The organism is Mammaliicoccus sp. Dog046, from assembly GCF_034039665.1.
Taxonomy (GTDB): Bacteria; Bacillota; Bacilli; order Staphylococcales; family Staphylococcaceae; genus Mammaliicoccus.
The window spans coordinates 1,700,337-1,724,816 of sequence record NZ_CP120131.1 but is presented as its reverse complement, the minus strand read 5'-3'; the positions used below and the strand labels follow the sequence as shown (position 1 = coordinate 1,724,816).

At 32.8% G+C, this 24,480-nt stretch carries 25 protein-coding genes; 19 read left to right on the top strand and 6 right to left on the bottom strand.

Annotated elements, in window-relative coordinates; translation table 11 throughout:
• Nucleotides 1-16: 16 nt before the first annotated feature.
• The 5 genes from ctaD to P3U32_RS08565 all read left to right on the top strand — a co-directional run bounded on the left by ctaD (nt 17) and on the right by P3U32_RS08565 (nt 4,621).
• Complete coding sequence (gene ctaD, locus P3U32_RS08585; RefSeq protein ID WP_323702721.1) at nt 17-1,918, top strand: cytochrome c oxidase subunit I; 1,902 nt, start codon at nt 17-19, stop codon at nt 1,916-1,918.
• Nucleotides 1,918-2,547 carry a cytochrome c oxidase subunit 3 gene (locus P3U32_RS08580; RefSeq protein WP_323702720.1) on the top strand — a complete coding sequence of 210 codons (630 nt, stop codon included), beginning with the start codon at nt 1,918-1,920 and terminating at the stop codon, nt 2,545-2,547. The genes ctaD and P3U32_RS08580 overlap by 1 nt, the downstream gene beginning before the upstream one ends.
• Nucleotide 2,548: 1 nt before the next feature.
• On the top strand, nt 2,549-2,902 hold the full coding sequence (locus tag P3U32_RS08575) for a cytochrome C oxidase subunit IV family protein (protein WP_323702719.1): 354 nt from the start codon (nt 2,549-2,551) through the stop codon (nt 2,900-2,902).
• A 292-nt stretch (nt 2,903-3,194) separates the two neighbouring features.
• Complete coding sequence (ctaG, locus tag P3U32_RS08570; RefSeq protein ID WP_323702717.1) at nt 3,195-4,148, top strand: cytochrome c oxidase assembly factor CtaG; 954 nt, start codon at nt 3,195-3,197, stop codon at nt 4,146-4,148.
• An 11-nt stretch (nt 4,149-4,159) separates the two neighbouring features.
• Complete coding sequence (locus P3U32_RS08565) at nt 4,160-4,621, top strand: DUF420 domain-containing protein (RefSeq protein ID WP_323702716.1); 462 nt, start codon at nt 4,160-4,162, stop codon at nt 4,619-4,621.
• A 66-nt stretch (nt 4,622-4,687) separates the two neighbouring features.
• On the opposite strand, the gene ytvI is transcribed toward P3U32_RS08565, so the two are convergent.
• Nucleotides 4,688-5,734, bottom strand: a complete 1,047-nt coding sequence (ytvI, locus tag P3U32_RS08560) for a sporulation integral membrane protein YtvI (protein ID WP_323702715.1) — start codon at nt 5,732-5,734, stop codon at nt 4,688-4,690.
• A gap of 86 nt (nt 5,735-5,820) precedes the next feature.
• Nucleotides 5,821-6,192: a YugN family protein gene (locus P3U32_RS08555; protein ID WP_323702714.1), complete on the bottom strand. Its 372-nt coding sequence runs from the start codon at nt 6,190-6,192 to the stop codon at nt 5,821-5,823.
• 168 nt (nt 6,193-6,360) lie between these two features.
• Between P3U32_RS08555 and P3U32_RS08550 the strand changes: the two genes are divergently transcribed.
• A complete protein-coding gene (locus tag P3U32_RS08550) occupies nt 6,361-7,428 on the top strand; it encodes a CAP-associated domain-containing protein (protein WP_323702713.1) in 1,068 nt (355 codons plus the stop codon).
• A gap of 13 nt (nt 7,429-7,441) precedes the next feature.
• Entirely contained in the window at nt 7,442-7,882 is a 441-nt protein-coding gene (locus P3U32_RS08545) for a YlbF/YmcA family competence regulator (RefSeq protein ID WP_323702712.1), read from the top strand.
• Nucleotides 7,883-7,939: 57 nt separating this feature from the next.
• Here the strand turns inward: P3U32_RS08545 and P3U32_RS08540 are convergent, their stop codons facing one another.
• On the bottom strand, nt 7,940-8,854 hold the full coding sequence (locus tag P3U32_RS08540; protein ID WP_323702711.1) for a glycerophosphodiester phosphodiesterase family protein: 915 nt from the start codon (nt 8,852-8,854) through the stop codon (nt 7,940-7,942).
• Between the two features lie 157 nt (nt 8,855-9,011).
• Between P3U32_RS08540 and P3U32_RS08535 the strand changes: the two genes are divergently transcribed.
• Nucleotides 9,012-9,278, top strand: coding sequence for a DUF2129 domain-containing protein (locus tag P3U32_RS08535; RefSeq protein ID WP_323702710.1), 267 nt, complete (start codon nt 9,012-9,014; stop codon nt 9,276-9,278).
• Between the two features lies 1 nt (nt 9,279).
• On the opposite strand, the gene P3U32_RS08530 is transcribed toward P3U32_RS08535, so the two are convergent.
• Complete coding sequence (locus P3U32_RS08530; RefSeq protein ID WP_323702709.1) at nt 9,280-9,669, bottom strand: DUF7147 family protein; 390 nt, start codon at nt 9,667-9,669, stop codon at nt 9,280-9,282.
• A gap of 76 nt (nt 9,670-9,745) precedes the next feature.
• On the opposite strand from P3U32_RS08530, the gene rsmD reads away from it, so the two are divergent.
• Together rsmD and coaD are read left to right on the top strand one after the other, a co-directional pair.
• On the top strand, nt 9,746-10,324 hold the full coding sequence (rsmD, locus tag P3U32_RS08525; RefSeq protein ID WP_323702708.1) for a 16S rRNA (guanine(966)-N(2))-methyltransferase RsmD: 579 nt from the start codon (nt 9,746-9,748) through the stop codon (nt 10,322-10,324).
• The gene (gene coaD / locus P3U32_RS08520; protein WP_323702707.1) at nt 10,293-10,787 is read left to right on the top strand and encodes a pantetheine-phosphate adenylyltransferase; all 495 of its coding nucleotides are present in this window, start codon (nt 10,293-10,295) and stop codon (nt 10,785-10,787) included. Before rsmD ends, coaD begins: the two co-directional genes overlap by 32 nt.
• A gap of 546 nt (nt 10,788-11,333) precedes the next feature.
• On the opposite strand, the gene P3U32_RS08515 is transcribed toward coaD, so the two are convergent.
• A complete protein-coding gene (locus P3U32_RS08515; RefSeq protein WP_323702706.1) occupies nt 11,334-12,479 on the bottom strand; it encodes a nucleotidyltransferase in 1,146 nt (381 codons plus the stop codon).
• A gap of 125 nt (nt 12,480-12,604) precedes the next feature.
• On the opposite strand from P3U32_RS08515, the gene P3U32_RS08510 reads away from it, so the two are divergent.
• The 5 genes from P3U32_RS08510 (at nt 12,605) to pheT (ending at nt 17,982) form a co-directional block, all read left to right on the top strand.
• A complete protein-coding gene (locus tag P3U32_RS08510) occupies nt 12,605-13,150 on the top strand; it encodes a YceD family protein (RefSeq protein WP_323702705.1) in 546 nt (181 codons plus the stop codon).
• A 38-nt stretch (nt 13,151-13,188) separates the two neighbouring features.
• Nucleotides 13,189-13,362, top strand: a complete 174-nt coding sequence (rpmF, locus tag P3U32_RS08505; RefSeq protein ID WP_025904638.1) for a 50S ribosomal protein L32 — start codon at nt 13,189-13,191, stop codon at nt 13,360-13,362.
• 119 nt (nt 13,363-13,481) lie between these two features.
• Nucleotides 13,482-14,222 (top strand): TrmH family RNA methyltransferase, encoded by a 741-nt coding sequence (locus P3U32_RS08500; protein ID WP_323702703.1) that lies wholly within the window; start codon nt 13,482-13,484, stop codon nt 14,220-14,222.
• Nucleotides 14,223-14,518: 296 nt separating this feature from the next.
• Complete coding sequence (gene pheS / locus P3U32_RS08495; protein WP_323702702.1) at nt 14,519-15,577, top strand: phenylalanine--tRNA ligase subunit alpha; 1,059 nt, start codon at nt 14,519-14,521, stop codon at nt 15,575-15,577.
• A complete protein-coding gene (gene pheT / locus P3U32_RS08490; RefSeq protein ID WP_323702701.1) occupies nt 15,577-17,982 on the top strand; it encodes a phenylalanine--tRNA ligase subunit beta in 2,406 nt (801 codons plus the stop codon). The genes pheS and pheT overlap by 1 nt, the downstream gene beginning before the upstream one ends.
• A gap of 351 nt (nt 17,983-18,333) precedes the next feature.
• Here pheT and rnhC read toward each other — a convergent pair whose 3' ends face one another.
• On the bottom strand, nt 18,334-19,260 hold the full coding sequence (gene rnhC / locus P3U32_RS08485; RefSeq protein ID WP_323702700.1) for a ribonuclease HIII: 927 nt from the start codon (nt 19,258-19,260) through the stop codon (nt 18,334-18,336).
• A 176-nt stretch (nt 19,261-19,436) separates the two neighbouring features.
• Here rnhC and zapA point away from each other — a divergent pair, with 176 nt between their 5' ends.
• The 4 genes from zapA to P3U32_RS08465 all read left to right on the top strand — a co-directional run bounded on the left by zapA (nt 19,437) and on the right by P3U32_RS08465 (nt 24,375).
• Nucleotides 19,437-19,703, top strand: a complete 267-nt coding sequence (zapA, locus tag P3U32_RS08480) for a cell division protein ZapA (protein ID WP_323702699.1) — start codon at nt 19,437-19,439, stop codon at nt 19,701-19,703.
• A 2-nt stretch (nt 19,704-19,705) separates the two neighbouring features.
• Nucleotides 19,706-20,233 (top strand): CvpA family protein, encoded by a 528-nt coding sequence (locus tag P3U32_RS08475; protein ID WP_323702698.1) that lies wholly within the window; start codon nt 19,706-19,708, stop codon nt 20,231-20,233.
• A 63-nt stretch (nt 20,234-20,296) separates the two neighbouring features.
• Nucleotides 20,297-22,000, top strand: a complete 1,704-nt coding sequence (gene polX / locus P3U32_RS08470; RefSeq protein ID WP_323702697.1) for a DNA polymerase/3'-5' exonuclease PolX — start codon at nt 20,297-20,299, stop codon at nt 21,998-22,000.
• A 26-nt stretch (nt 22,001-22,026) separates the two neighbouring features.
• Nucleotides 22,027-24,375: an endonuclease MutS2 gene (locus tag P3U32_RS08465; RefSeq protein WP_323702696.1), complete on the top strand. Its 2,349-nt coding sequence runs from the start codon at nt 22,027-22,029 to the stop codon at nt 24,373-24,375.
• Nucleotides 24,376-24,480 lie beyond the last annotated feature (105 nt).

The window sequence follows — 24,480 nt, the reverse complement described above, 5'->3', positions numbered from 1 at the left end:
AAGGGAGGTTACTCTAGTGTCTACTCAAAGTAAAAAGGGGTTTGGAGCAACTGTTTGGGATTTTCTAACAACAGTTGACCACAAAAAAATTGCTATTTTGTATTTAATTGCTGGTGGATTATTCTTTGCTGTTGGTGGTATAGAAGCAATGTTAATCCGTATCCAGTTAGCAGTACCAGAAAATGATTTTGTTACTGCTGGATTATTCAATGAAATTATTACAATGCATGGTACGACTATGATTTTCTTAGCCGCAATGCCATTATTATTTGGTTACATGAATGCGGTTGTTCCATTACAAATTGGTGCACGAGATGTTGCGTTTCCATTCTTAAATGCTCTAGGTTTCTGGTTATTCTTCTTTGGAGGAATATTCTTAAACTTATCATGGTTCTTAGGTGGCGCGCCAAATGCAGGGTGGACATCTTATGCAAGTTTATCACTTGAATCGGCTGGACACGGTATTAATTTCTATGCATTAGGTTTACAAATTTCAGGTGCTGGTACATTGATTGCTGGTATTAACTTTGTTGCTACAATTGTAAATATGAGAGCACCAGGTATGACATATATGCGTATGCCTTTAATGACTTGGACAACATTTGTTGCTTCAACATTAATCGTATTTGCATTTCCACCATTAACAATCGGCTTATTCTTGTTAATTTTCGATAGAATGTTTGGTACTTCATTCTTCGTTGCTTCTCAAGGTGGTAACACAATTATTTGGGAACATTTATTCTGGATCTTCGGACATCCAGAAGTATATATTTTAGTATTACCAGCGTTTGGTATTTTCTCTGAAATCATACCTGTATTTTCTAGAAAACGTTTATTTGGTTATTCAGCAATGGTATTTGCAACTGTATTAATCGGTTTCTTAGGATTCATGGTTTGGGCTCACCATATGTTTACAGTTGGTTTAGGCCCAGTTGCTAACGCTATATTTGCAGTAGCTACAATGGCAATTGCAGTTCCAACAGGTGTTAAAATATTTAACTGGCTACTCACTGTTTGGGGTGGTAGCGTTGAATTTACAACACCAATGCTATATTCATTGTTCTTTATCCCATCATTCGTTATGGGTGGAGTAACAGGTGTCATGCAAGCATCAGCGCCAGCTGATTATCAACTACATGATTCATACTTCATTGTTGCTCACTTCCATTATGTTATCGTGGGCGGTGTCGTATTTGCACTTCTCGCAGGTCTGCATTATTGGTTCCCATTAATTGCAGGTAAAATGCTTAGTGAGAAGTTAGGTAAAATTACGTTCTGGTTATTCTTCATTGGATTCCATTTAACGTTCTTAATCCAACATTTCTTAGGACTATGGGGAATGCCTCGTCGAGTATTTACATACTTACCAGGACAAGGATATGACATTCCAAACTTAGTATCATCAATTGGTGCAATCTTAATGGCCATCGCTGTCATTATAGAAGTATTAAATGTTATTATTACATTGATTAAAGGTAAAAAAGTTGGAAGAGATGCTTGGGGAGATGGTCGTACTTTAGAATGGTCATTACCAGTACCAACACCTCATTATAACTTTGCACAAACACCACTTGTTCGTGGTTTAGATGCATTTTGGATTGAGAAGAAAGATAACAACGGTAAGATTTTACCTGCTGAATCGTTAGATGAGATACACATGCCTAATAATTCATTTATTCCATTTATGCAAGCGTTTGGTTTATTTGTAGCATCATTCGGTGCAATGTATTTTGCAGATGGAAAAGAGTGGGCTTTAGATGCAGTTAAAGACTTAAATGAAAAACCATGGGCAGTATTTGTGTTAATCATTGGTTTAGGTATTACTGCTGGAAGTATGATTGTAAGATCACTTAAAGATGATCATGGACATCATATTTCTAAAGAAGAGTTATTAGAGTATGAAAGAGGTGAGCGTTAATGTCACAAGAAGAAGTTAAATTTACTGCTGACAATTGGCCAGATCATCCGGAAACGGCATCGTTAGAAGGTAAGAATAAATTAGTTGGTTTTTGGGTATTCCTTGGTGGTGAAGTTGCTTTATTCGCATCATTATTCGCAACTTATTTAGCATTGAAAGATGCTGTACCAAGTGAATCACATATATTAGCTAAAGACTTATTTCATTTACCATTAGCGTTTGTAATGACAATGTTATTACTGACATCATCGTTAACGAGTGTTTATGCTTTATATCATTTACGTAACTTTAATGCCAAAGGATTATTTATTTGGATTGGTATTACAATCTTATTAGGATTAGGTTTCCTAGGATTAGAAATTTATGAATTTGTTGAATATGTTCATCAAGGTCATACTTTCCGTTCAAGTGCATTTGGTAGTGCGTTCTACTTCTTAGTAGGTACACATGGTTTCCACGTATTGATCGGTTTAGTTTGGTTAACATTACTTCTTTTCCGAAATAAATCTAGAGGATTAAATATTTATAATGCACATAAATTTAATACTGCTGCTTTATACTGGCACTTCATTGACGTTGTATGGGTGTTCATATTTACAGTAGTATATTTGATGGGAGCGTTAGGATAATATGAGCGAACAAATCAATCATGACGCACAAGCGCTAAAAGCATATAAGAGACGTAAAAGCACTAAAGAGATGCGTTTACAAGTAACTAACTTTGCAATTATGATTTTTGTTACATTTATTGCTTTCGCATTAGTAGCTGCAGAATTACCGAAAGAATTTGTTATACCTGTAATTTTAGGATTAGCAGTATTACAAGTTATCTTGCAGTTCTACTATTTCATGCATATGAAAACGGAGAAACATGGTATTTCTAAATTATTTATGATTACTGGCGTTTTCTTTGGTTTATCATTTATCGTAACCTTTATATATATTGTATGGTTAGGTGACCCATTATTTGTGAAAACAAAATAATGACGTTATGAAAAGAGGCTGGGACATAATGTATGTCTCAGCCTCTTTTAGTATCTTGGCAGTAGATGACTGAATTGAAAATGCGCTTGTACCAAGCTTTTTTCAACTCTAGTCATCCTTGCTGGGGCGAGACTACGAAATCTTTTTTATATAAATAAGATTTCTGTCCCGCTCCCATTTTTAAATTGTGTCGATTGGTCATACTCTTGTCATAACTTATTTTTTTGTTGGGTTGTTTAAATTTGGATTAAATTTTATAATAATGGTAATGACTTTATGAGGAAGTGTGATGATGGGAAACTTAACCTCGATATCAATTTTTGGTTTTTGGGCAAATTGGACACCTTTCTTCTTTGTAGGTGTGTTATGCGTAATTACTTTATATTTCTTAATTTGTGGAAAGTGGTATAAAGACATACCCGGTGGCAGACCTTTAAAAAAAGGTGAGGCAATCGTTTTTGTCATACTTATGCTTGTGATTTACCTTTTAGAAGGTGGTCCAGTCAATATTTTGTCTCATATTATATTCAGTTTTCATATGTTACAGATGGCGGTACTATTTCTTATTGTCGTACCATTGCTATTCTACGCGATACCAGAATATATCATTAAGTATGTAGAGGAATTACCGGTTGTTAAACAAGTAGTTCAGTTATTTACAAAACCAATTTTAGCGATTATTCTATTTAATGGATTATTTTCGATTTATCATATTCCATTAGTATTGGATACTTTAAAACAAGATGCTGTATTACATGATTTATACACGATCATTTTATTTATCAGTGCATGGTTCATGTGGCATCCAATATTTAATCGACATATTTCTGAAGAAGAACATATGTCTAGTATTAAGAAGATTTTATATATTTTCTTTATTGGTGTTTTATTAACACCATCGTGTGGATTGATTATCTTTAGTGGAACGGCGATGTATGATACGTATACATCTGGCCAAGCATGGTTAGGAGCTATGACGCTATGTGTACCACCAGATACATTAAACTCTGTTGTGCAAGGCTCAGGTATTTCTGGACCAGAATACTTCACTAACTTTACACCATTAGAAGATCAACAAACTGGTGGCGTGATTATGAAGGTGATGCAAGAAATCGTATTTGGTATTTATCTCTATATCATATTTATGAATTGGTTTAGATATGAACGTAAAAATGAAAGCCAAATTACAGAAGATAGTTTGAAAAAGTTACAAGAACAAAAAGCATTATATAATCAATTTAGATAGGATGTATAACTATGAATTTACCAATTTTACCGACAATTAGTACAACGTTTATTGTTTTAAGTGCAATCTTAGTTGCTATAGGGTGGTACTTTATTACACAAAGAAAAATAGAAACACATAAAAAATTCATGTTGTCAGCAGCAGTGGCGGCAGTTGTATTCTTTACGATTTATGCAAGCCGAACTGTGTTCATTGGTAACACGTCATTTGGTGGACCAGATAACATAAAAATATATTATACTGTTTTTCTTATTTTCCATATTACGCTTGCTACTACAGGCGCAATTTTAGGGATTTACACAATTTATTTAGGGTTAAAAAATCAATTAGACCGACACCGTAAATTTGGACCAGTCACATCAATTATTTGGTTCTTTACAGCTATTACGGGCGTTGCTGTGTATTTATTATTATATGTGTTTTATCATGGTGGAGAGACAACATCAATGATCAAAGCAATCTTAGGACATTAATTAAAGCATGAAATAAAGAGTCGTCATTCAACATACTGAATGATGACTCTTTTATTATGTAAATCATTAAATTTTAAAGTCAGTCTTGATTAAACCAGAGTCTAGAATTGTCTTAATAACAATTAAAAACAAAGGTCCGATAAAGAATCCTAGAAATCCAAGTAATTTTAAGCCGATAAACATAGAAATTAATGTAGGAAGCGGGGATAAACCAACCCCCGTTCCAAATATTTTAGGTTCTAATATTTTTCTTTGAATTAATAATACAATGGATAAAATAATCAGTTGAATACCTAAAGTTGCGTCGCCGACAATATATGCATAAATAGCCCAAGGTATGGTTAATCCTGTAGCACCTACAATCGGTAGTAAATCAACTAACCAGATGAATAAACTGATGACAAATGCCGAATCAACACCAATGATAAGCAACCCTAAATAAGTGAATACCCATGTAATAAAACTTAATACAACGGTTGCTGAAAGCATACCAACAATAGAATGATTGATTTGTTTATATATTTTAAAAGATTCTCGATAAGTTTTAGGATATAGGTGTTTTTTTATGAAACGATGGATATTCGGCACTTCTAACATAAATAAGAAGAGTGCAACTAAAAATACTACAAGACTGATAATAAAGCCGGGTAGGGATGATACAATTTCCGTTATATTTTGGACACTAATATAATTAGAAATGGAGTCTCTCATAGAGACGACTACGTTTTGTAATTCTTTATTTATCGTTACTGCCATTTCATCTGGTAATACGGCTTTCATCTTATCATTGTATTGTTCGATGATTTTGATGAGTTTATTGATTTTTTTCGGTAAATCTTCGATAAATAAAGCAATCTGATCATATAATTTTGTTAAAAATAAAAAGATAGCTAGCCCTGTAATGGAAATTAATGCAGTATAAATTAATGTTACACTCCATTTTCGACTTTTGATTTTTACTTCTAATTTATTAACTAATGGATTAAAGGCGAGCGCAATAATCATTGCCGTAATTAAAGGAATTGATATTGGCAAAATGAAATAAATAAAAAGAATCGCTAATATTATGATAATCGTGATGCTAATATTTCGTTTGTTTATCCATTTTTTCATGTGTATGACCTCTTTGATAGAATTATATATAAATGAAGAGACGTGATTATCACGTCTCTTCATTTATATATTTGTTTATGTTGAGTTTAGTGAGCACCTAAGCTGTTTAATGCTTTGATGTCTGACGTGATACGTTCAATTTGTAAGTTGCAATGTGAGACTAAATTGTCTGGATATACTTCGTCGTCGCCATATTCAACGCCAGTAGGATAATAATGTTTACCAAGATAAGGTTCCATTAATTGAATTGTTGCATTGTTAGCACCGATATCCCCTTTAAGTGCGTAACCTGGGACTCTTAAGTAATAAATGCCTTCACTGATTTCGTATTTAAAATCGTAAGTGATGCGTTCATAATCCCAATGACCCCCAGCAACAAAACCATGCTTATTCATAACATCTTTTAAAAGTTCTTGTTCAATAATAACGCTTTCAAGACCTGTATCATTAAATATCATGTGAATTTCCTCCCTCTAAGTACCTTTAAGTTTATTTTAAGATAAAAGGCCCAATGTTGCAATGTACATTTAAATTTAACATTTATCTTGTGATATCGATTGATTTAACTCAAACTTTTACTGTAAAATGATATAATTGAAAACAGGTAGAAATGAGGAGGTAAATAAGTGAAGAATATTATCATTAAAGTTGTTGCGATAACGATTTTAATCGTTGTACTCTTTTATTTATTCTATTCTCCTAAATTAGAATTTGATGTCTTAAAGAATCCTAACTACTCGCATGACAAAGCAGACCAGAATTACTATGATCAACAAGCTAAAAAATCGACTGGTAATGCAAAGTTGAAAGAGGGCGTAGGTACTTATGTTTATAAAAATATAAATGAAGTCATTAAAAATTTAGGACAACCAGATAGAGTATATAAAGTAGCACATGGTAAGAAGGAATACGTCTTTAAGTCTAAAGGTAATTATTATTTAGTTTCTGCTAAAAATAATAAAGTAGCCTCAGTGTTTGCAACAGGTAAAAACGTAAATGTATCTCCTATAAAGATAAAGCAAGATGCAACAAAATTCTTTAACGGAACGAATATAGATATGGAACCAATTGTTCAGAGTTCATATGGAAAATATCAAATTGAATTATCTGAGCGTGATATAAAGACACAATTACTCATTAAATATGGTAATGTATATGCACAAGTACTAATTGATAGTGAAACGAATGAAGTCATGGGTGTACAATTTATGGATTCAGACGTTGTTGTTGAGCATGCACCATTTTCAATGTCTAAGATATCAGATAATAAAGACAAGAAACTAAAACGTGCAGATGAACAAGATTTTCAAACACATATGAATAAAGATTTAACTTTATTAGAAATGGTTAATCAATATAGAGAAATGAAACAAGTAAAACCATTAGACATGAATGATCAATTAACATACATCACTCAAATGGAAGCAGATTCGATTGAAAATGATATTCCTGAGGATGAAGCAGTGAAGACATTAGAAGATGGTATAATGAAGCATATTGATAATCAGAAGTTAGAATATGAATCAATAAATCAAAATTTAGCATTTAACTTTTATGATGTACCTACATTAGTAAATAGTTGGCTAAATAAAGATACTTATCGAGAAAAATTATTAGGTAGCCAATATGATGAATTTGGTGCTGGTAACTCTCGAGAGTATTATTCTCTTGTATTCAAAGAAAATAAAGAATAAGGAGGCCACAATTATGTTTACAACTGAAACTGTTCATATATTGGATCAATCAGATGAATTAAGCGCCTGTATTATGAATTCAGAAATATATCAAGAATATCAAGAAGCAAAATATAAATTAGAAACAGATATAGAAGTAAAAATCTTAAGACAAAAGTTTGATCAAATTAAATCGCACTATGATGATTGTTTAAGATTTGGTAGATATCACCCTGATTATAGTAGGGTGATGAAAGAGACGAGACAACAGAAGAGAACTTATGAAATGCATCCTGTTGTTTCTAATTTCAAAACGAAAGAAACAGCACTTCAAAATTTGTTAGATGAAGTAATTAGTATTGTATCTTACTCAGTATCTAATAATGTCAAAGTAGATACCGGAAATCCATTCTTTAGTAGCGAAAGCCACGGAGGAGGATGTTCTACAGGTGGATCATGCGGTTGTTCAACGTAGAATATATAAAAGAAAGACAGCATCTAAATAAGAGGCTGTCTTTCTTTTTATTATTATTTAATATTGTTTTTTAATTAAGAAATGTGCTGTGTCTGGGCGATCTGTAACGATGGTATGCGCGCCTTTTTGAATGAGGTCGTCCATGATATCGATTTGATTTACAACCCAATAACCTACTGATATGTTCAGTGAAGTTAGAAATTGTATGAAACCAGCTTTATCAAGTGGAATATTTTTCACTTGTAATGGTAATTGGAAAGTATCTGTTTTTGGTTGATATGTGTGACCATAACCTGAAGTGTAAGCTAAATAGGCTTTAGCGACTTCATTTTGACCTGTACCAATCGAAATACTGCCTTGTGCATATAAGTTGAATCTTTCAATTTGTTCATCATAGAAACTTGTTACATTCACTCTGTCTTCAACTTTTAAATCAGTAATCAAACGATAAAGGTGAGATGGTGCTAAACTACCTGTGTATGATTCTGGATGGTCTTTTATATCAATGTTAACTAAAACATCTGGGTATGCAGTGAGTAGCTCTTTAAGTGTAACTATTTTAGCTTCTTCATGACCGCGGTATGGATGTTCATTGTTAATATCTTTAAAGTGATATCCGAAATCAAGTTGTTGTAATTCAGCTAACGTATGTTCGCCTACATAACCTGAACCGTTACTTGTTCTATCTACTGTTTCATCATGTGTGACAACTAATACTTCATCTTTAGTAAGACGAACGTCGATTTCAAAACCTGTCACGTCATATTTTAACGCATGGTCAAATGCTAATCGTGTATGCTCTGGTCTTAATGCCATACCACCACGATGTGCAAAGACGTAAGGTGCTTGTTGTGTGAAGAATGGTTTGATGCTGCGTGGTTGCACTTTAGATGTAGTTTTCGTAATTATCCATGAACCTGCAACGACACCTCCGATAAGACCTGTTGTTTTAAGTAAATTTAATTTTGCCATTTTATCCAATCCTTTCGACATGCAAATAAAGACTCATATATATTCTATCAAATAGCTTTATGATATCAAAGCAAGTAACTTAAGATATGAAGTTATCTTCTTTCATCATCTTATAGAACATGCTAATATAAAAATAAAAACTAAAGGAGGTATTGTGATGGAGCTCGTGGAACGTATCAGTTTAGTTGTATATTTAAAACATATGAAACATGAACGTCAATTACGAAAATTCGGGAATATTTATTTCGTAAATAAAGATCAACAGTACGTGATGTTATATACAAATGAAGATAAAATAGATGATACTTTACAACATCTCATGAAACTTAAGTACGTTAAAGATGTTAAAGCATCACCGTTTAAATATGTGAAGAGGGACTATTCGAGTTCGAATAGTGATAAAAAGGAATACTTAGACTTTTAATTTATTGTAATGGTGGTAAGTAATGTTCAAGTCTTAGCACACCTTTTAAATATGTAAAATAGAGGTCGTCCTCAGCAAACTCTGAACGAGATTTCACGTCTAAACCTTTTACTTGTATATCGTATGCTTCTGCCCAAGATTGAATCAAATCGAATTTCTTATTAGCTTCTGGATAGGGATATTTAATACCTTCTAAGATTGTATAAATAGCTTGAAAATGTCTACCTTCTGTTGGTTTCATAATGATACAAGCTGAAGATAATTTATCTTTAGACAAAGGTGTATGTAACATTAAAATATCTGAGATACGTGCATGGTTATATTCTATAATCGTTTGGAATTCAAACAAGTCTGTAAGACCATGCCCGATGACGATAAATGATTGTTTCATTTTTATAAACCTCGTTTTCGTTAATATACTATATAGTATAGATAATAATTTTAAATAAAGAAAGTGATGATTAAACTTGAGAGTAATTGGTGGTAAATATAAAAGATTACATATTAAAACGATAGATGGTCAATCAACGAGACCAACGACAGATAAAGTGAAAGAAAATATTTTTAATGGTCTTCATGATATAGAAGGCATAGGATTAGACTTATTTGCTGGTAGTGGTGGCTTAGGAATTGAAGCATTGTCACGTGGATTGGATAAAGTGATTTTTGTAGATGGTAACTTTAAAGCAACTAAAATCATTAAAGAAAATTTAAATACGTTAAACATTCCAAATGAACAATTCGAAGTTTATAAAAATGATGCAATAAGAGCACTTAAAGCTATAGGAAAAAGAGACATACAATTCGATTATATCTTTTTGGATCCACCATATAGAAAAACATTAATTGATCAAGCGCTAGAGAAGATTGAAGCATTTGACTTATTAAATGTAAGTGGTACAATAATTTGCGAATTTGATAAAAGTGAAAAAATAGATACGCGTGGGTTTGAAATATTAAAAAAATATGAATACGGACTCACACATGTTATGTTGCTGACAAAAGGAGAAAATCATGACAAAGAGAATAGCAGTAGTTCCAGGTAGTTTTGATCCAATCACGTTAGGTCATATTGATATTATTAAGAGAAGCGCTAAAATATTTGATGAAATTCATGTTTCCGTTCTGAAAAATGGTTCGAAAAAAGGATTATTTTCAACTGAAGAACGAGTTGAATTGATTGAAGAAGCGGTTAAAGACGTGCCGAATATCGTCGTACATTCATTTCATGGATTACTTGTTGATTTTTGTAAAGAAATTGATGCAAGAACCATTGTTAGAGGATTGAGAGCAGTCAGCGACTTTGAATATGAAATGCAATTAACATCAATGAATAAAAAATTAGACGACAATATTGAGACGTTATATATGATGACAAACAATAATTATTCATTTATTAGTTCTAGTGTTGTTAAAGAAGTAGCACAATTTAACGGGGATATTTCTGAATTCGTACCTGAAAATGTGAATAAAGCTTTACAAGAAAAAATAAAAAACAATAAAGCGTAATATAAAAAGACCATGACGATTTAAGTCATGGTCTTTTTTTAATTAGCATTTTTTATGCGCATGCTTTTCGCAGGAGTCAGCGCAAAAATGTTAGAGATATAATGCTAACGAGATAGTTCTGAGAAACAATCCCGTTAGAAAATCTAACGAGATAGAAAGTAAAAACAATCTCGTTAGCGCACAAATAGATCGCGAAAAAGCCTGAAAAGCCTATAAAAAGTGAGAAAACAACGCGCTAACGAGATAGTTCTGAGAAACAATCCCGTTAGAAAATCTAACGAGATAGAAAGTAAAAACAATCTCGTTAGCGCACAAATAGACCGCGAAAAAGCCTGTATAGCCTATAAAAAGTGAGAAAACAACGCGTTAACGAGATAGTTCTGAGAAACAATCCCGTTAGAAAATCTAACGAGATTGAAAGTAAAAACAATCTCGTTAGCGCGACTTTTCTACATAAAAAGGAAATAAATAAAAAGAGTTGAGCGGATGCTCACCCATATAGTGTCTACTAACTTATGAACTTTGTCGACGTTTTATGCGCATGCTTTAAATTTCTCTAATATATACAGGTTGGTTAAAATCAGTTTCGGTTTGTCCTGAAATTTGTTGGTATAATTCGGTTGCTTTAATTTCATTCGAGAATAGTGTAGCGGTTTTCTTGTTTACATTTGTAATGATAGGGACAGGGCATTGGTCTTTAATGGATTTTAAATATGCTTGTCCTTTTTTCGTCATAGCAAGGACGCGTATGCCGGTGATTTCATCGCTTTCAACGTCTGTTGTTTTAATATTTAACAGCACTGCAGTTAATAAACGTTGCAATCTTGTCCACGTATATCGTTTTGATTTTAGCTTTTTAATAAACATTTCAAAGTGATCACTTGTTTGAATATCTTTTTTTATTTTATATTCTAGACCTTCTGTCATCATATAAATATCTCTTAGTTCCTCATGCGTGGATCGTAAAATTGTCCATTTAAGCACAGGAAAGAAGTCGTCCCAATTTACACCTTGAGATTGATTTAAGATATGTGCAGTTGTTTGGGGGACGCTTAATTGGTAGTCTTCTTCATGAGCAAAATATGCTTTTCGGATAGAAGTTGCACTTGAAACGTGAGTATGTTGATTTAATGTGTCATCTAAATATAAATTATCTTTTCTCTGAATGGTTACAGGTTCTATAGAAAAGTTATTTTCTATAATATGCTTAACATATTCAATAGCGAGTAAATTATTTGACCCTGATAGTATAGAGTCATCGTCCATCAATTCTGATAAAATTCTAGGATGAGATTTACCTTCCTTGAGCATTGTTTGATATCTTGGATCGTTTTTAAGGTTATTTATTTGTTGAACTGCAGATTTAAATTCATCAATATTCCCTGATTCGCTACCAAATGATAAAGTGTCACACTGTAACATTTCAGCAATTTGGACGCCACCGCTTGCAAATAAATCTCCAGAAGAAATTGCGTTTATAAGTGGTAGTTCGATTACTAAATCAACATATTGAATGGCCATTTGTGCACGTTTGAATTTGTTTAAAATGGCAGGTTCTCCTCGCATTGTAAAAGAACCACTCATAATAGAAATAGTAACGTCACTTTCGGTTATATTTTTAGACGTTTCAGCGTGATATACATGGCCATTGTGAAATGGATTGTACTCCGTTATTAAAGCAACACTTTTCATTTGCATTTCCTCCCAATTCACGTCATCATAAGTATTGTATCAGATAATGAATGTTAAGAAAAAATCTTGACAAACATTGTCGTTAAGGTTACAATAATTTTTGTGTTTGTAAGAGGTGAACCCAGATGAAGTGGTCAATAACACAACTGAAAAAATACCAAAACGAACCATTTACTTTTGATAAAGAAATCGATATGAAATATTTGACTGATAGAGTTGATGAACTTATCGATATATCTCCAATAAAAGTAACAGGAGACGTTCAAGTGCGAATGCATGAGATAATTGTCAATCTTGACATTAATGGTGTATTGACGTTACCATGTGCCCGTACTTTAAAGCCAGTAGAGCTACCATTTGATACTACATCAACTGAAATATTCGACTTAGATGAGGTCAATGAGCGTAATGATGACGATGACGAATTGAGACATAAACTCGATGGCGGAATGGTTAATTTATTACCAATCATAGAAGAACTCGTCATTTTAGAGAAACCTTTACAAGTGTTCTCTGAAGGTAGTGAAGATATTTCAATGGCAGGCAATGGTTGGGAAGTTATTGGCGAAGACCAATTTGAATCAACTGAAGTTTCAGAGGATCATCCATCTGAAAAGAAAATTGATCCAAGACTTCAAAAATTACAACAATTCTTCGATGACGAAAAATAGTCGAACAAGTGTTTATAAAATTTAAGGAGGAATAAGACATGGCAGTTCCAGCTAGAAGAACTTCAAAAACAGCTAAAAGAAAACGTCGTACGCATTTCAAAATCTCAGTACCAGGTATGGTAGAATGTTCAAACTGTGGAGAAATGAAATTATCTCACCGTGTATGTAAAGCATGTGGATCATACAAAGGTAAAGAAGTCGTTTCTAAATAATAACTTGTAAAAAACGTCCTCATTCAGGGCGTTTTTTTAATTTATATGAAATGACTTATAAATGATTCGAATATCAGATATACTATATAAATAAGAATAATGAAATACGAGGAGATTATATGGAAGAAATCACTTCAGTACAAAATACTAAAATTAAACAAATTAATAAATTGAAAAAGAAAAAAGAGCGTGTTAAGCAAGGGGCATTCCTAATAGAGGGGTTCCATTTAATTGAAGAAGCGTATCGTAGTCACTTAAATATTGTTACGTTATTAGCTGTTGATTTTTCAAGAGTAGATCCTGAAATCATCGCTTATGCTAAAGAATCGTTTGTAATTAATTTCAGAGTAGCTGAAGCTTTATCTGATACAACGACACCACAAGGTATCTTTGCAATGGTAGAGTTACCAGAATACAAAGCTGATACGTTCAATCAAGTACTTATATTAGATAGAGTACAAGATCCAGGAAACATGGGTGCGCTTATTAGAACGGCAGATGCTGCAGGTATGGATGCTGTTATTTATTCAAAAGGGAGCGCAGATCCATATCAAGATAAAGTGTTGAGAGCTTCACAAGGAAGTGTATTTCATTTGCCAATCGTTGAAGAAGATATACATCAATTTGTTGAGCAGTTTGAAGGGAATACTTACGGCACAAGTTTACAAGATGCTGTACATTATAAAGAGGTAGAAAGCCAATCACAATTCGCATTAATTATGGGGAATGAAGGAAGCGGTGTTGATGAAACGTTATTAAGTCAAACAACAGCAAACCTGAATATTCCTATTTACGGTAAAGCAGAAAGTCTGAACGTAGCAGTGTCAGGTGGCATCTTGCTCTACCATTTGAAAGGTTGACCAATGTTATAATATTTAATATAATGATTTCATAATCAATATGAGCTTATAAAAGGACGTAAATTAATGTTTACACATGATAAGGGAATGGATTCGAGACTGAAAGATCCTATGTTGTAACTTAATTTTTTTCATCTTTTTAGCTACTTAAAGAAATTTAAGTCGGAATGTATATCCGTTATCAACATATAAGTGTATGCATAAGTATGTATAAATTTGGGTGGTACCACGGAAGACTTTCGTCCCTCTATATGAGGGGTGGAAGTCTTTTTTTCGACTAAAATAGGAGGATTTAAATGTCATTACAAGAAAAGTTATCTGATTTAAGACAAGAAGCACTTGTAAGAATTAATGAAGCAGAAGCAGAACGAGCATTACAAGACGTTAAAGTGAATTACTTAGGTAAAAAAGGTGTAATCACTGGATTGATGAAAGAAATGAAAGACTTACCTAAAGAAGAAAGACCAGAATTTGGTCAATTAGTTAATGAAGTACGTCAAGCAGTGGAAAAAGAAATCGAAGCTAAAAAAGTACTTTTAGAAGAAGCGGCGTTAAATGCTCAATTAGAAAATGAAGCATTGGATGTAACGTTACCTGGTAGAAAAGTATCTATAGGAGCAAAACACCCATTAACAAAAATCAATGAAGATTTAGAAGATTTATTTATTGGATTGGGTTATGAAATTGTTGAAGGATACGAAGTAGAATCAGATTATTATAATTTCGAAGCATTAAACCTTCCAAAATCACACCCTGCAAGAGACATGCAAGATACATTCTATATATCTGAAGAAATTTTAATGCGTACACATACTTCACCAGTTCAAGCGAGAACGTTAGAACAAAGAAAAGGCAAAGGCCCAGTTAAGATTATTTGCCCAGGTAAAGTATATAGACGAGATTCTGACGATGCGACACATAGTCATCAGTTCACGCAAATTGAAGGACTAGTAGTTGCTGAAAATATTAAAATGAGTGACCTAAAAGGCACATTAGAATTATTAGCACGTAAATTATTTGGTGCGGATAGAGAAATTAGATTGAGACCAAGTTTTTTCCCATTTACTGAACCTTCTGTTGAAGTAGACGTATCATGTTTCAAATGTAAAGGTGATGGCTGTAACGTTTGTAAACAAACGGGCTGGATTGAAGTACTAGGCTCAGGTATGGTACATCCAAATGTATTAGAAATGGCTGGATTCGATTCAAATAAATATTCAGGATTTGCTTTTGGACTAGGTCCAGATAGAATGGCAATGTTGAAATATGGTATTGAAGATATTAGACATTTCTATACGAATGACGTGAGATTTTTAGAACAATTTAAGCCTGTAGAAGATGGTGGTGAAGCATAATGTTAGTAAGTAAAGAATGGTTAAATGAATATATAAACACAGACGTTGAAGTTGAAGCATTAGCTGAGAAAATCACTAGAAGTGGTATCGAAGTGGATAGCATTCAAACATATGGTGATGAAATTAAAAAATTAGTTGTCGGTCATGTTGTTTCTAAAGAAAAACATCCAGAAGCTGATAAATTGAACATCTGTAAAGTGGATGTTGGAGAAGAAGACCCCGTACAAATCGTATGTGGTGCACCGAATGTAGATGTAGGGCAATATGTTATTGTTGTACGTGTTGGTGGTCGACTTCCTGGTGGCGTTAAAATTAAAAGAGCTAAACTAAGAGGCGAAGTTTCTGAAGGTATGATTTGTTCATTACAAGAAATCGGATTTGATGCTAATGTTATGCCTAAAAAATTCGCTGACGGTATATATGTATTTTCAAATGAACAAGTTCCAGGTAGTGATGCCCTTGAAGCATTGTTATTAAATGATCAAGTGATGGACTTTGATTTAACTCCAAACAGAGCGGATTGCTTAAGTATGTTAGGTGCTGCACATGAAGTGAGTGCTTTATATGGTAATGAAGTGCAATATCCGAATACTGAAGTACAAGAATCGACTGAGCAAGCATCAAAAGCATTATCAGTTACTGTACAAGATGAAGAAGCGGTGCCATTTTATGCTTCAAGAATCGTTAAAAATGTAACAATTGGACCGTCTCCTGAATGGATGCAATCAAGATTGATGAAAGCGGGCATTCGTCCAATTAATAATGTTGTAGATATTTCAAATTATGTATTGTTAGAGTATGGTCAACCATTGCATATGTTTGATCAAGATCACATCGGTTCTGAACAAATTGTCGCTCGTTATGCTAATGAAGGTGAAACGATGACAACATTAGATGATGTTGAAAGAACGTTGACAGAGTCTGATATTGTTATTACAAATGGAAAAGAGGCAATTGCAATTGCAGGTGTTATGGGTGGAGATTTCTCTGAAGTAACAGAACAAACGCAAAATGTAGTGATTGAAAGTGCAATGTTCAATGAAACTAATGTGAGACAAACATCTAGAAGACTTGGCTTAAGAAGTGAAGCTTCAAGTAGATTCGAAAAAGGCATCGCGAGTGAAAGAGTTATTGATGCATTGAATAGAGCGGCATCATTATTACAAGAAATTGCAGGCGGTACGGTATTGAGTGATATCGTTTCAGACGGTAAATTGCCAGAGACTTCACGCGTGATTCAAATTACAACAACAAATGTGAACCAATTAATTGGTTTTGAATTAACAACTGAAGAAATAAATACAATTTTTGAAAGATTAGGCTTTGGTACAAAAGTGAACGGTGAAGCATTTGAAGTTGAAGTACCATCTCGTAGAAATGATATTTCAATTAAATCTGATTTAATCGAAGAAATCGCAAGAATTTACGGTTATGATCAATTACCATCAACATTACCAAACTTTGAAAGTGCGACTGCTGGACATTTAACAGAGAATCAACTTAAAACACGTAAAGTGAAAGAAATTCTTGAAGGTGCAGGATTGAATCAAGCAATCACTTATTCATTAGTGCATAAAGAAGTTGCGAAAAAATATACAATAGAACAAAATGACGTTGTCGAATTAATGATGCCAATGAGTGAAGACCAAGCAGTGTTAAGACAAAGTCTATTACCAAGACTTATTGATGCAACACGTTATAACGTTGCAAGAAAAAATAAAAATGTAGCGCTTTATGAATTAGGTAGAGTATTCTACAGCAATGGACAAGATCAATTACCAACTGAAGTAGAATTCTTGAGTGGTATATTAACTGGTCAATATGCGGCTAATAAATGGCAACAAAAAGAAGAACCAGTAGATTTCTTCTTAGTAAAAGGAATCGTTGAACGAATCGCTGAACAATTGAATTTAACACTTACTTTTGAAGCGACACAATTAGATTTATTACATCCAGGTAGAACAGCTTATGTTAAATTAAATGACAACGTTGTAGGTTTAATTGCAGAATTGCATCCAACAGTTGAAAAAGAAAATGACTTAGATCGTACGTATGTATTTGAGTTAAACTTCACTAAATTGTTAGAACAACAAGTTGGAAAAATAGAATATCAACCAATACCTAAATTCCCAGGTGTTTCTAGAGATATCGCTTTAGTCGTAGGAACTGACGTATCTGCAGCTTCACTTATAAATACAATCGATGCGAATGGTGATGAAATATTAAATCATGCAGAAGTATTTGATGTATATGAAGGTGAACATATGGAAGAAGGTAAAAAATCAGTCGCGATTCGAATCGATTATTTAGATATCAATGATACGTTAACTGAAGAAAAAGTAACGACAGTTCATAATCAAATCTTAGCTGCACTTGAACAAAACGGTGCAACATTAAGAGCATAATATTGAAAAGCTACCCTTGAATACTTTCAAGGGTAGCTTTTTGTATCGAGATATCGTGCGATTGGGTGTGAATCGCACGAAGACTTTAGGTGTAGAGCTGAGATATCGTGCGATTGGGTATGAAACGCACGAAGACTTTAGGGGTAGTGCCGAGATATCGTGCGATTAGGTATGAAACGCACGAAGACTAAAGGAAAATGCTGAGATATCGTGCGTTTCTATTATTTATACGAATAACACTATTTCTTTTTCTTATTCAATATTGTTATTTGTTTACCGATGAACCATATTAAATAGCAAATGACTACTAAAGCCAATATGACTTGCCAACTGAATGTAATGAACAACATATTAATCTCTCCTTTTACGGCTGACTAAGCTCAATGCTTTGTCTCTATTTTTAAAATGTTTCTTTGTAATTTGATCGAGTTGTTGAATACTATGTTTTTGGATGAGCTTTGCAGCTTCTAAATCGACTTTATTACTTGCTCCTTTTGGTATCGTAACATTATATGTTTGTGATAGTTTATCCATATGTTTAACAAATGCATATCGTGCGATAATACTAGCTGCTGCAATAGCAATCGATTTTGATTCGCCTTTTGTTTCGAAATATGTAATGTCTTTACGAGGCATTGGTCCAATCACATATCTTTCATAAGTGCTTGCTTGCACAAATTGGTCAATCACGATTTGTTCTAGTGACTGTTCATCTATTCGATTAATGACGTTTGTGATTGCTTGATTATGTAAGACTGCTTTCATCTTAACTTGACTCCAACCTTCAGCTTGTTTCTCATTATAATTTTGATTATCAAGTACGATAAGTGAATGTGGACATATTTGAATGATTTGTTCAGCAAGGGTAACGATTTTTGTGTCTGTTAATGATTTTGAATCCATCACGCCTAATTCTTTTAAAAGTAATGCATTCTTTTTTGAAACATATGCTGCACATACAGTTAATGGTCCGAAATAATCACCACTTCCTGCTTCGTCACTACCAATAGTATTGTGTGAATCAAATTGATAAGTCTTTGGTGTTTTAGGCGCTGAACTTTGCGTAGGTGTCATTTTTTGACCGAGTACTTCACTTGCAACTTGTTCTGCGTCTTTACCTTGAAACATAATTTTCTTTGATCGATAAATTTGAACTTGGGTACTTTTAATTTTTTTGCGAGCGAGTGTACCAGTTGGTAAATTTGTGGTTTCCATATGATATTTTGAAATGATTTGATTAATTGTTTCTGTATTTATAATTTTTACGATGTTAGCCACAGTTATGTCCTACCTTTAATAAATTTTCTATTAATAGATTAGCACAAATAGATACAATAAACGAATATTCTCAGATGAAGTTTATGATATTCATACACAAATGAACTTATGTCATGTATAATATATTATGATTAAATATATAGAATTCCATTTATAATTTGAACAGGGGTAGTATAATGAGTGAAAACAAAAATAGAGTTACAGTAGTTATAAATGATCAACATTATACAATTATTGGTGAAGATGATCCTTCTCATATTCGATATGTAGCTGGAAGAGTAGACGAGAAGATTAAAGCGCTTGGGCGATTAAATGCCGGTTTAGATACAACGCGTAAATCAGTACTCACTGCTGTAAATGTGATGCATGAATATGTTAAATTAGAAGATGAAAATGAAAAATTAAAAGAAGAAATTAAACAATTAAAAAATAAAGGAAATTGATAATGATTACATTACTCACGGTTTTATGTTTGTTATTGGGTGTTATCATTGGCTATAGACGTGGTCTCGTCTTACAATCTTTACATTCCATTGCAACAATCAGTTCATTAGTTATAGCAGCAATATGCTATGTACCATTTAGTAAACAATTACATTTAATTCTACCTTATCCAAGTGCTTCAACGGATGGTAAGAATGTGATATTTGATAATATAAATAATGAGAATGCGTTCTATAATATTATGGCAATTCTCATTTTGTTTGTTTTTACAAAAGTGATTTTACAAATTATAGCTACTGTATTTGATTTTTATCATCAAATGACATTTGGTGGCAAATATCAAAAATATTTTGCGATAGCATTAGGCTTTATCGAAGCTTACATCATCGTCATCATTATAATTGCAGCAATTGCAGTTATACCGGTACCTTCATTTATAGAATCATTACATCAGTCTTCATTAGGAAATCTGATACTAACAAAAACACCATTCTTATCTGATCTATTAGTAAAATGGCTTTCAAATTAAATGAATTCATATTAGAAAAAAAGTCATGGGAGAACCTATGACTTTTTTTACGGAGGAATAGAGATGTTAACAAAAAAAGATATTATAAAAATGTTAGAAACAATTGCGATATATATGGAGATTAAAGGGGAGAATCCTTTTAAAGTATCTGCGTATAGAAAAGCAAGTCAATCACTTGAAACCGATGAAAGAACATTGCAAGAAATAGAAGATATTACAACTTTAAAAGGCATTGGTAAAGGTGTAGGAGATGTCATTAATGAATATTTAAATGAGGGTACACAAACCTATTTAGACGAATTGAAACAAGAAATTCCTGAAGGTTTAATCCCACTTCTAAAAATTCCTGGTTTAGGTAGTAAAAAAATAGCTAAACTTTATAAAGAATTAGATATTAAAAATAAAGAAGATTTGATAGATGCTTGTGAAAATAAAAAAGTTTCTGAATTACCTGGTTTTGCTAAAAAAACAGAACAAAAATTATTAGAAGAAGCGAAAATATTAGGTCAAAGACCTGAGAGATATCCAATAAATTCAATGATTAAAGCACAATCGAGCATTCAAAAATATTTAGAGAGTATCGACGAAATAAAACAATTCCAAGTTGCCGGAAGCTACAGAAGAATGAGAGAAACAAGTAAAGATTTAGATTACATCATTGCTACAGACGATGAAATGAAAGTACAGTCATTATTATTAGAACTACCTAATATTAATGAACAAATTGCTGTAGGACAGACTAAAGTTTCACTCGATTTAAAGATTGATGATGATATTATCGGTGTAGATTTTAGATTAATTAAACCAGCATCTTTTTATCATACGTTACAGCACTTCACTGGATCAAAAGACCACAATATTCGAATAAGACAACTTGCTAAACAAAGAAATGAGAAAGTCAGCGAATATGGAATTGAAAAAAGTGATGGAAGTTTAATCACTTATGATAGCGAGAAAAAAATATATGAACATTATGATGTTCCGTTTATTCCACCAGCAATGAGAGAAGATGGTACTGAATTTGATAAAGATCTTAAAGATATCATTCAACTCGGTGATATAAATGGAGATATCCATATGCACACGACTTACAGTGATGGTGCATTTAAAATTGAAGAAATGATTGAAGCGGCAATTAAACGAAATTATAAATTTATTTGTATTACGGATCATTCTAGAAATTTAGCAGTCGCAAATGGTTTGTCGATTGAACGATTACTCGAACAAAATAAAATAATTAAATCTCTCAATGAAAAATATCAAGAAATTGATATTTACAGTGGTACGGAAATGGATATAAAGCCAGATGGCACATTAGATTATCCTGATGAAGTATTGAAAGAGTTAGATTATGTTATTGCTGCAATTCATCAGAGCTTTAACCAAACTGAAGAAGAAATTATGCATCGACTCAAAACAGCTTGTGAAAATCCATATGTCAGACACATTGCACATCCAACTGGTAGAATTATAGGCCGAAGAGAAGGGTACAAAGTTAATATGGAGCAACTCATTAAGATGGCGAGAGAGTCGAACACAGTGTTAGAATTAAATGCAAATCCACAAAGGTTAGATTTAAATGCAGAAGTGTTGAAAGCCAATCCAGATTTAATGATTACAATTAATACGGATGCACATCATATTGATCACTTTGATTTCATGAAATATGGTGTTGGCACTGCACAAAAAGGCTGGGTACGTAAATCCCAAGTCATTAATGCAATGAGCCGTGACGCATTCAAAACATGGATTACTTCAAATAAATAAAAGTATTAAAGAAGAGGGAAGATAAAATGAATGATAAAACATTAAAAGTTCTTGAGTATCCCTTAATTATTCAACAATTATTAGCACATGCGACAAGTGATATTGCTGAGCAACTCATAAAAGAACTACAACCAAGTATAGATATAGAAACCGTAAAACATAGTTTAAACGAAACAGATGAATTAACTCAAATTTATAATAAGCACAGAATGCCGGGATATTCAGGGCTTAAAGATATTAAATCTTATGTTAGACGCTCTGAAATTGGTAGTTTATTGAACGTTGAAGAACTTAATCAAATTAAGCGAAACATTCAAGTTCAGAATCGATTTAAAACTTTTTATGCAAGTATCGTCGATGAAGATGAAGACATCCTTTATCCAAATATAGATGGATACGCAGCGCAATTGCCTGTATTAAGTGATTTGCTTAATCAAATCAGTGAACAATGTGATGAACATGATTTATTTGATAATGCGAGTCCAAAATTAGCTGATTTAAGATATCAAATCAGAAAAACAACAGATAGAATCAAATCAAGACTAGAACAAATGGTTCGATCTCAGTCCAATCAGAAGAAATTATCTGATGCGCTAGTAACTGTAAGAAATGATAGACATGTTATACCAGTTAAAGCTGAATATAGACAAGACTTTAGCGGTATTGTTCATGATCAATCTGCTTCTGGTCAAACTTTATATATCGAGCCAAGTGCAATTGTAGAAATGCATAATCAAATTGCACAAGTTAAGGCAAAAGAAAAAGAAGAAAAAGATAGATTACTTTATATCTTAACCGAAAGTGTCAGTGAAGTAGGTCAAGAATTGTTATTAAGCACACAAATTATGGGACATTTAGATTTTGTCACTGCGAAAGCAAAGTATGGTGCAACTATTAAAGCTACAAAACCAGCTGTATCGGATGATAGAACAATCTATTTACCTAAAGCGAGACATCCACTCATTAACCAAGATGATGTAGTCAGTAATACAATCGAGTTTAAACAAGATATAAATGCTGTGATTATTACAGGACCAAACACAGGTGGTAAGACTGTTACATTAAAAACAGTTGGCTTAATTTCATTAATGGCACAGTCTGGTTTGTTAATCCCAACTTTAGATGGCTCTATTATTACGATATTCAAAAAAGTATTTTGTGATATTGGAGACGAACAATCTATTGAGCAATCATTATCAACATTTTCATCTCACATGAAAAATATTGTAAGTATCATTGATCAATCTGATAAAGATTCTTTGATTTTATTCGACGAATTAGGTGCGGGTACGGATCCGAGTGAAGGTGCCGCTTTAGCAATGAGTATTTTAGATTATACGATTGAACGTGATGCGTTGATTATGGCTACAACACATTACCCAGAATTGAAAGCATATAGCTACAATCGTGAAAAAGTAATGAATGCTAGTGTTGAATTTGATGTTGAAACGTTAAGACCAACATATAAATTATTGATGGGCATTCCTGGTCGATCAAACGCATTTGAAATTTCAAAAAAATTAGGATTAAAAACAGAACTTATCAATCATGCGAAAACATTAATCGGACAAGATGAGAAAGAAATCAATCAAATGATTGCTTCATTAGAAAAAAATGCAAAATCTGTTGAAAATGATAGAATTGAAGTTGAAAAACTTAAACAAGAATCAACTGCATTACATCAATCATTAAGTCAAGAATTACAACGTTTTGAAAACTTTAAAAAACAGTTAATGGATGAAGCACGTACGAAAGCAAACCAAGAAGTAAAACAAAAGACAAAAGAAGCTGAAACGATACTTCAAGAATTACGAGAAATGAGAGACAATTCTGCAGCAAATGTGAAAGAACATGAACTCATTGAAAGAAAGAAACGATTAGATAACCAATATACAGCTGAATCACTGAAACAAAATGTGCAAAAAGAAAGACACGATAAGATAGAAAAAGGCGACGATGTCAAAGTACTTTCATATGGACAAAAAGGTGAAGTCATTGAAGTGATCAATGAAGAAGAAGCGGTTGTTCAAATGGGTATATTAAAAATGAAAATTGAAATAAAAGATTTAGAAAAACTAGATAAGAAGAAACAGCCTGTGAAAAAAGTTGTACCTAGAACAAATCGATCTACAATAAAAATGGATTTAGATTTAAGAGGTTATCGATATGAAGAAGCAATGATAGAATTAGATCAATATTTAGATCAAGCTGTACTTTCAAATTACGGTACAGTAAACATTATTCATGGTAAAGGTACGGGTGCACTTCAAAAAGGTGTCACTGATCACTTAAAACGACACCGTTCAGTTGATAGTTACAGAACAGGTATGCCTTCAGAAGGTGGATTTGGTGTAACTGTAGTAACGTTGAAATAAGGAGGAAGCATATTGGATAACTTTGATATGTATAAACTAGCAAAAGTATTGCTCGTTATTTCTGCAGTAACATTTATAGCAGGTATTGCATATTTAATATTTTTT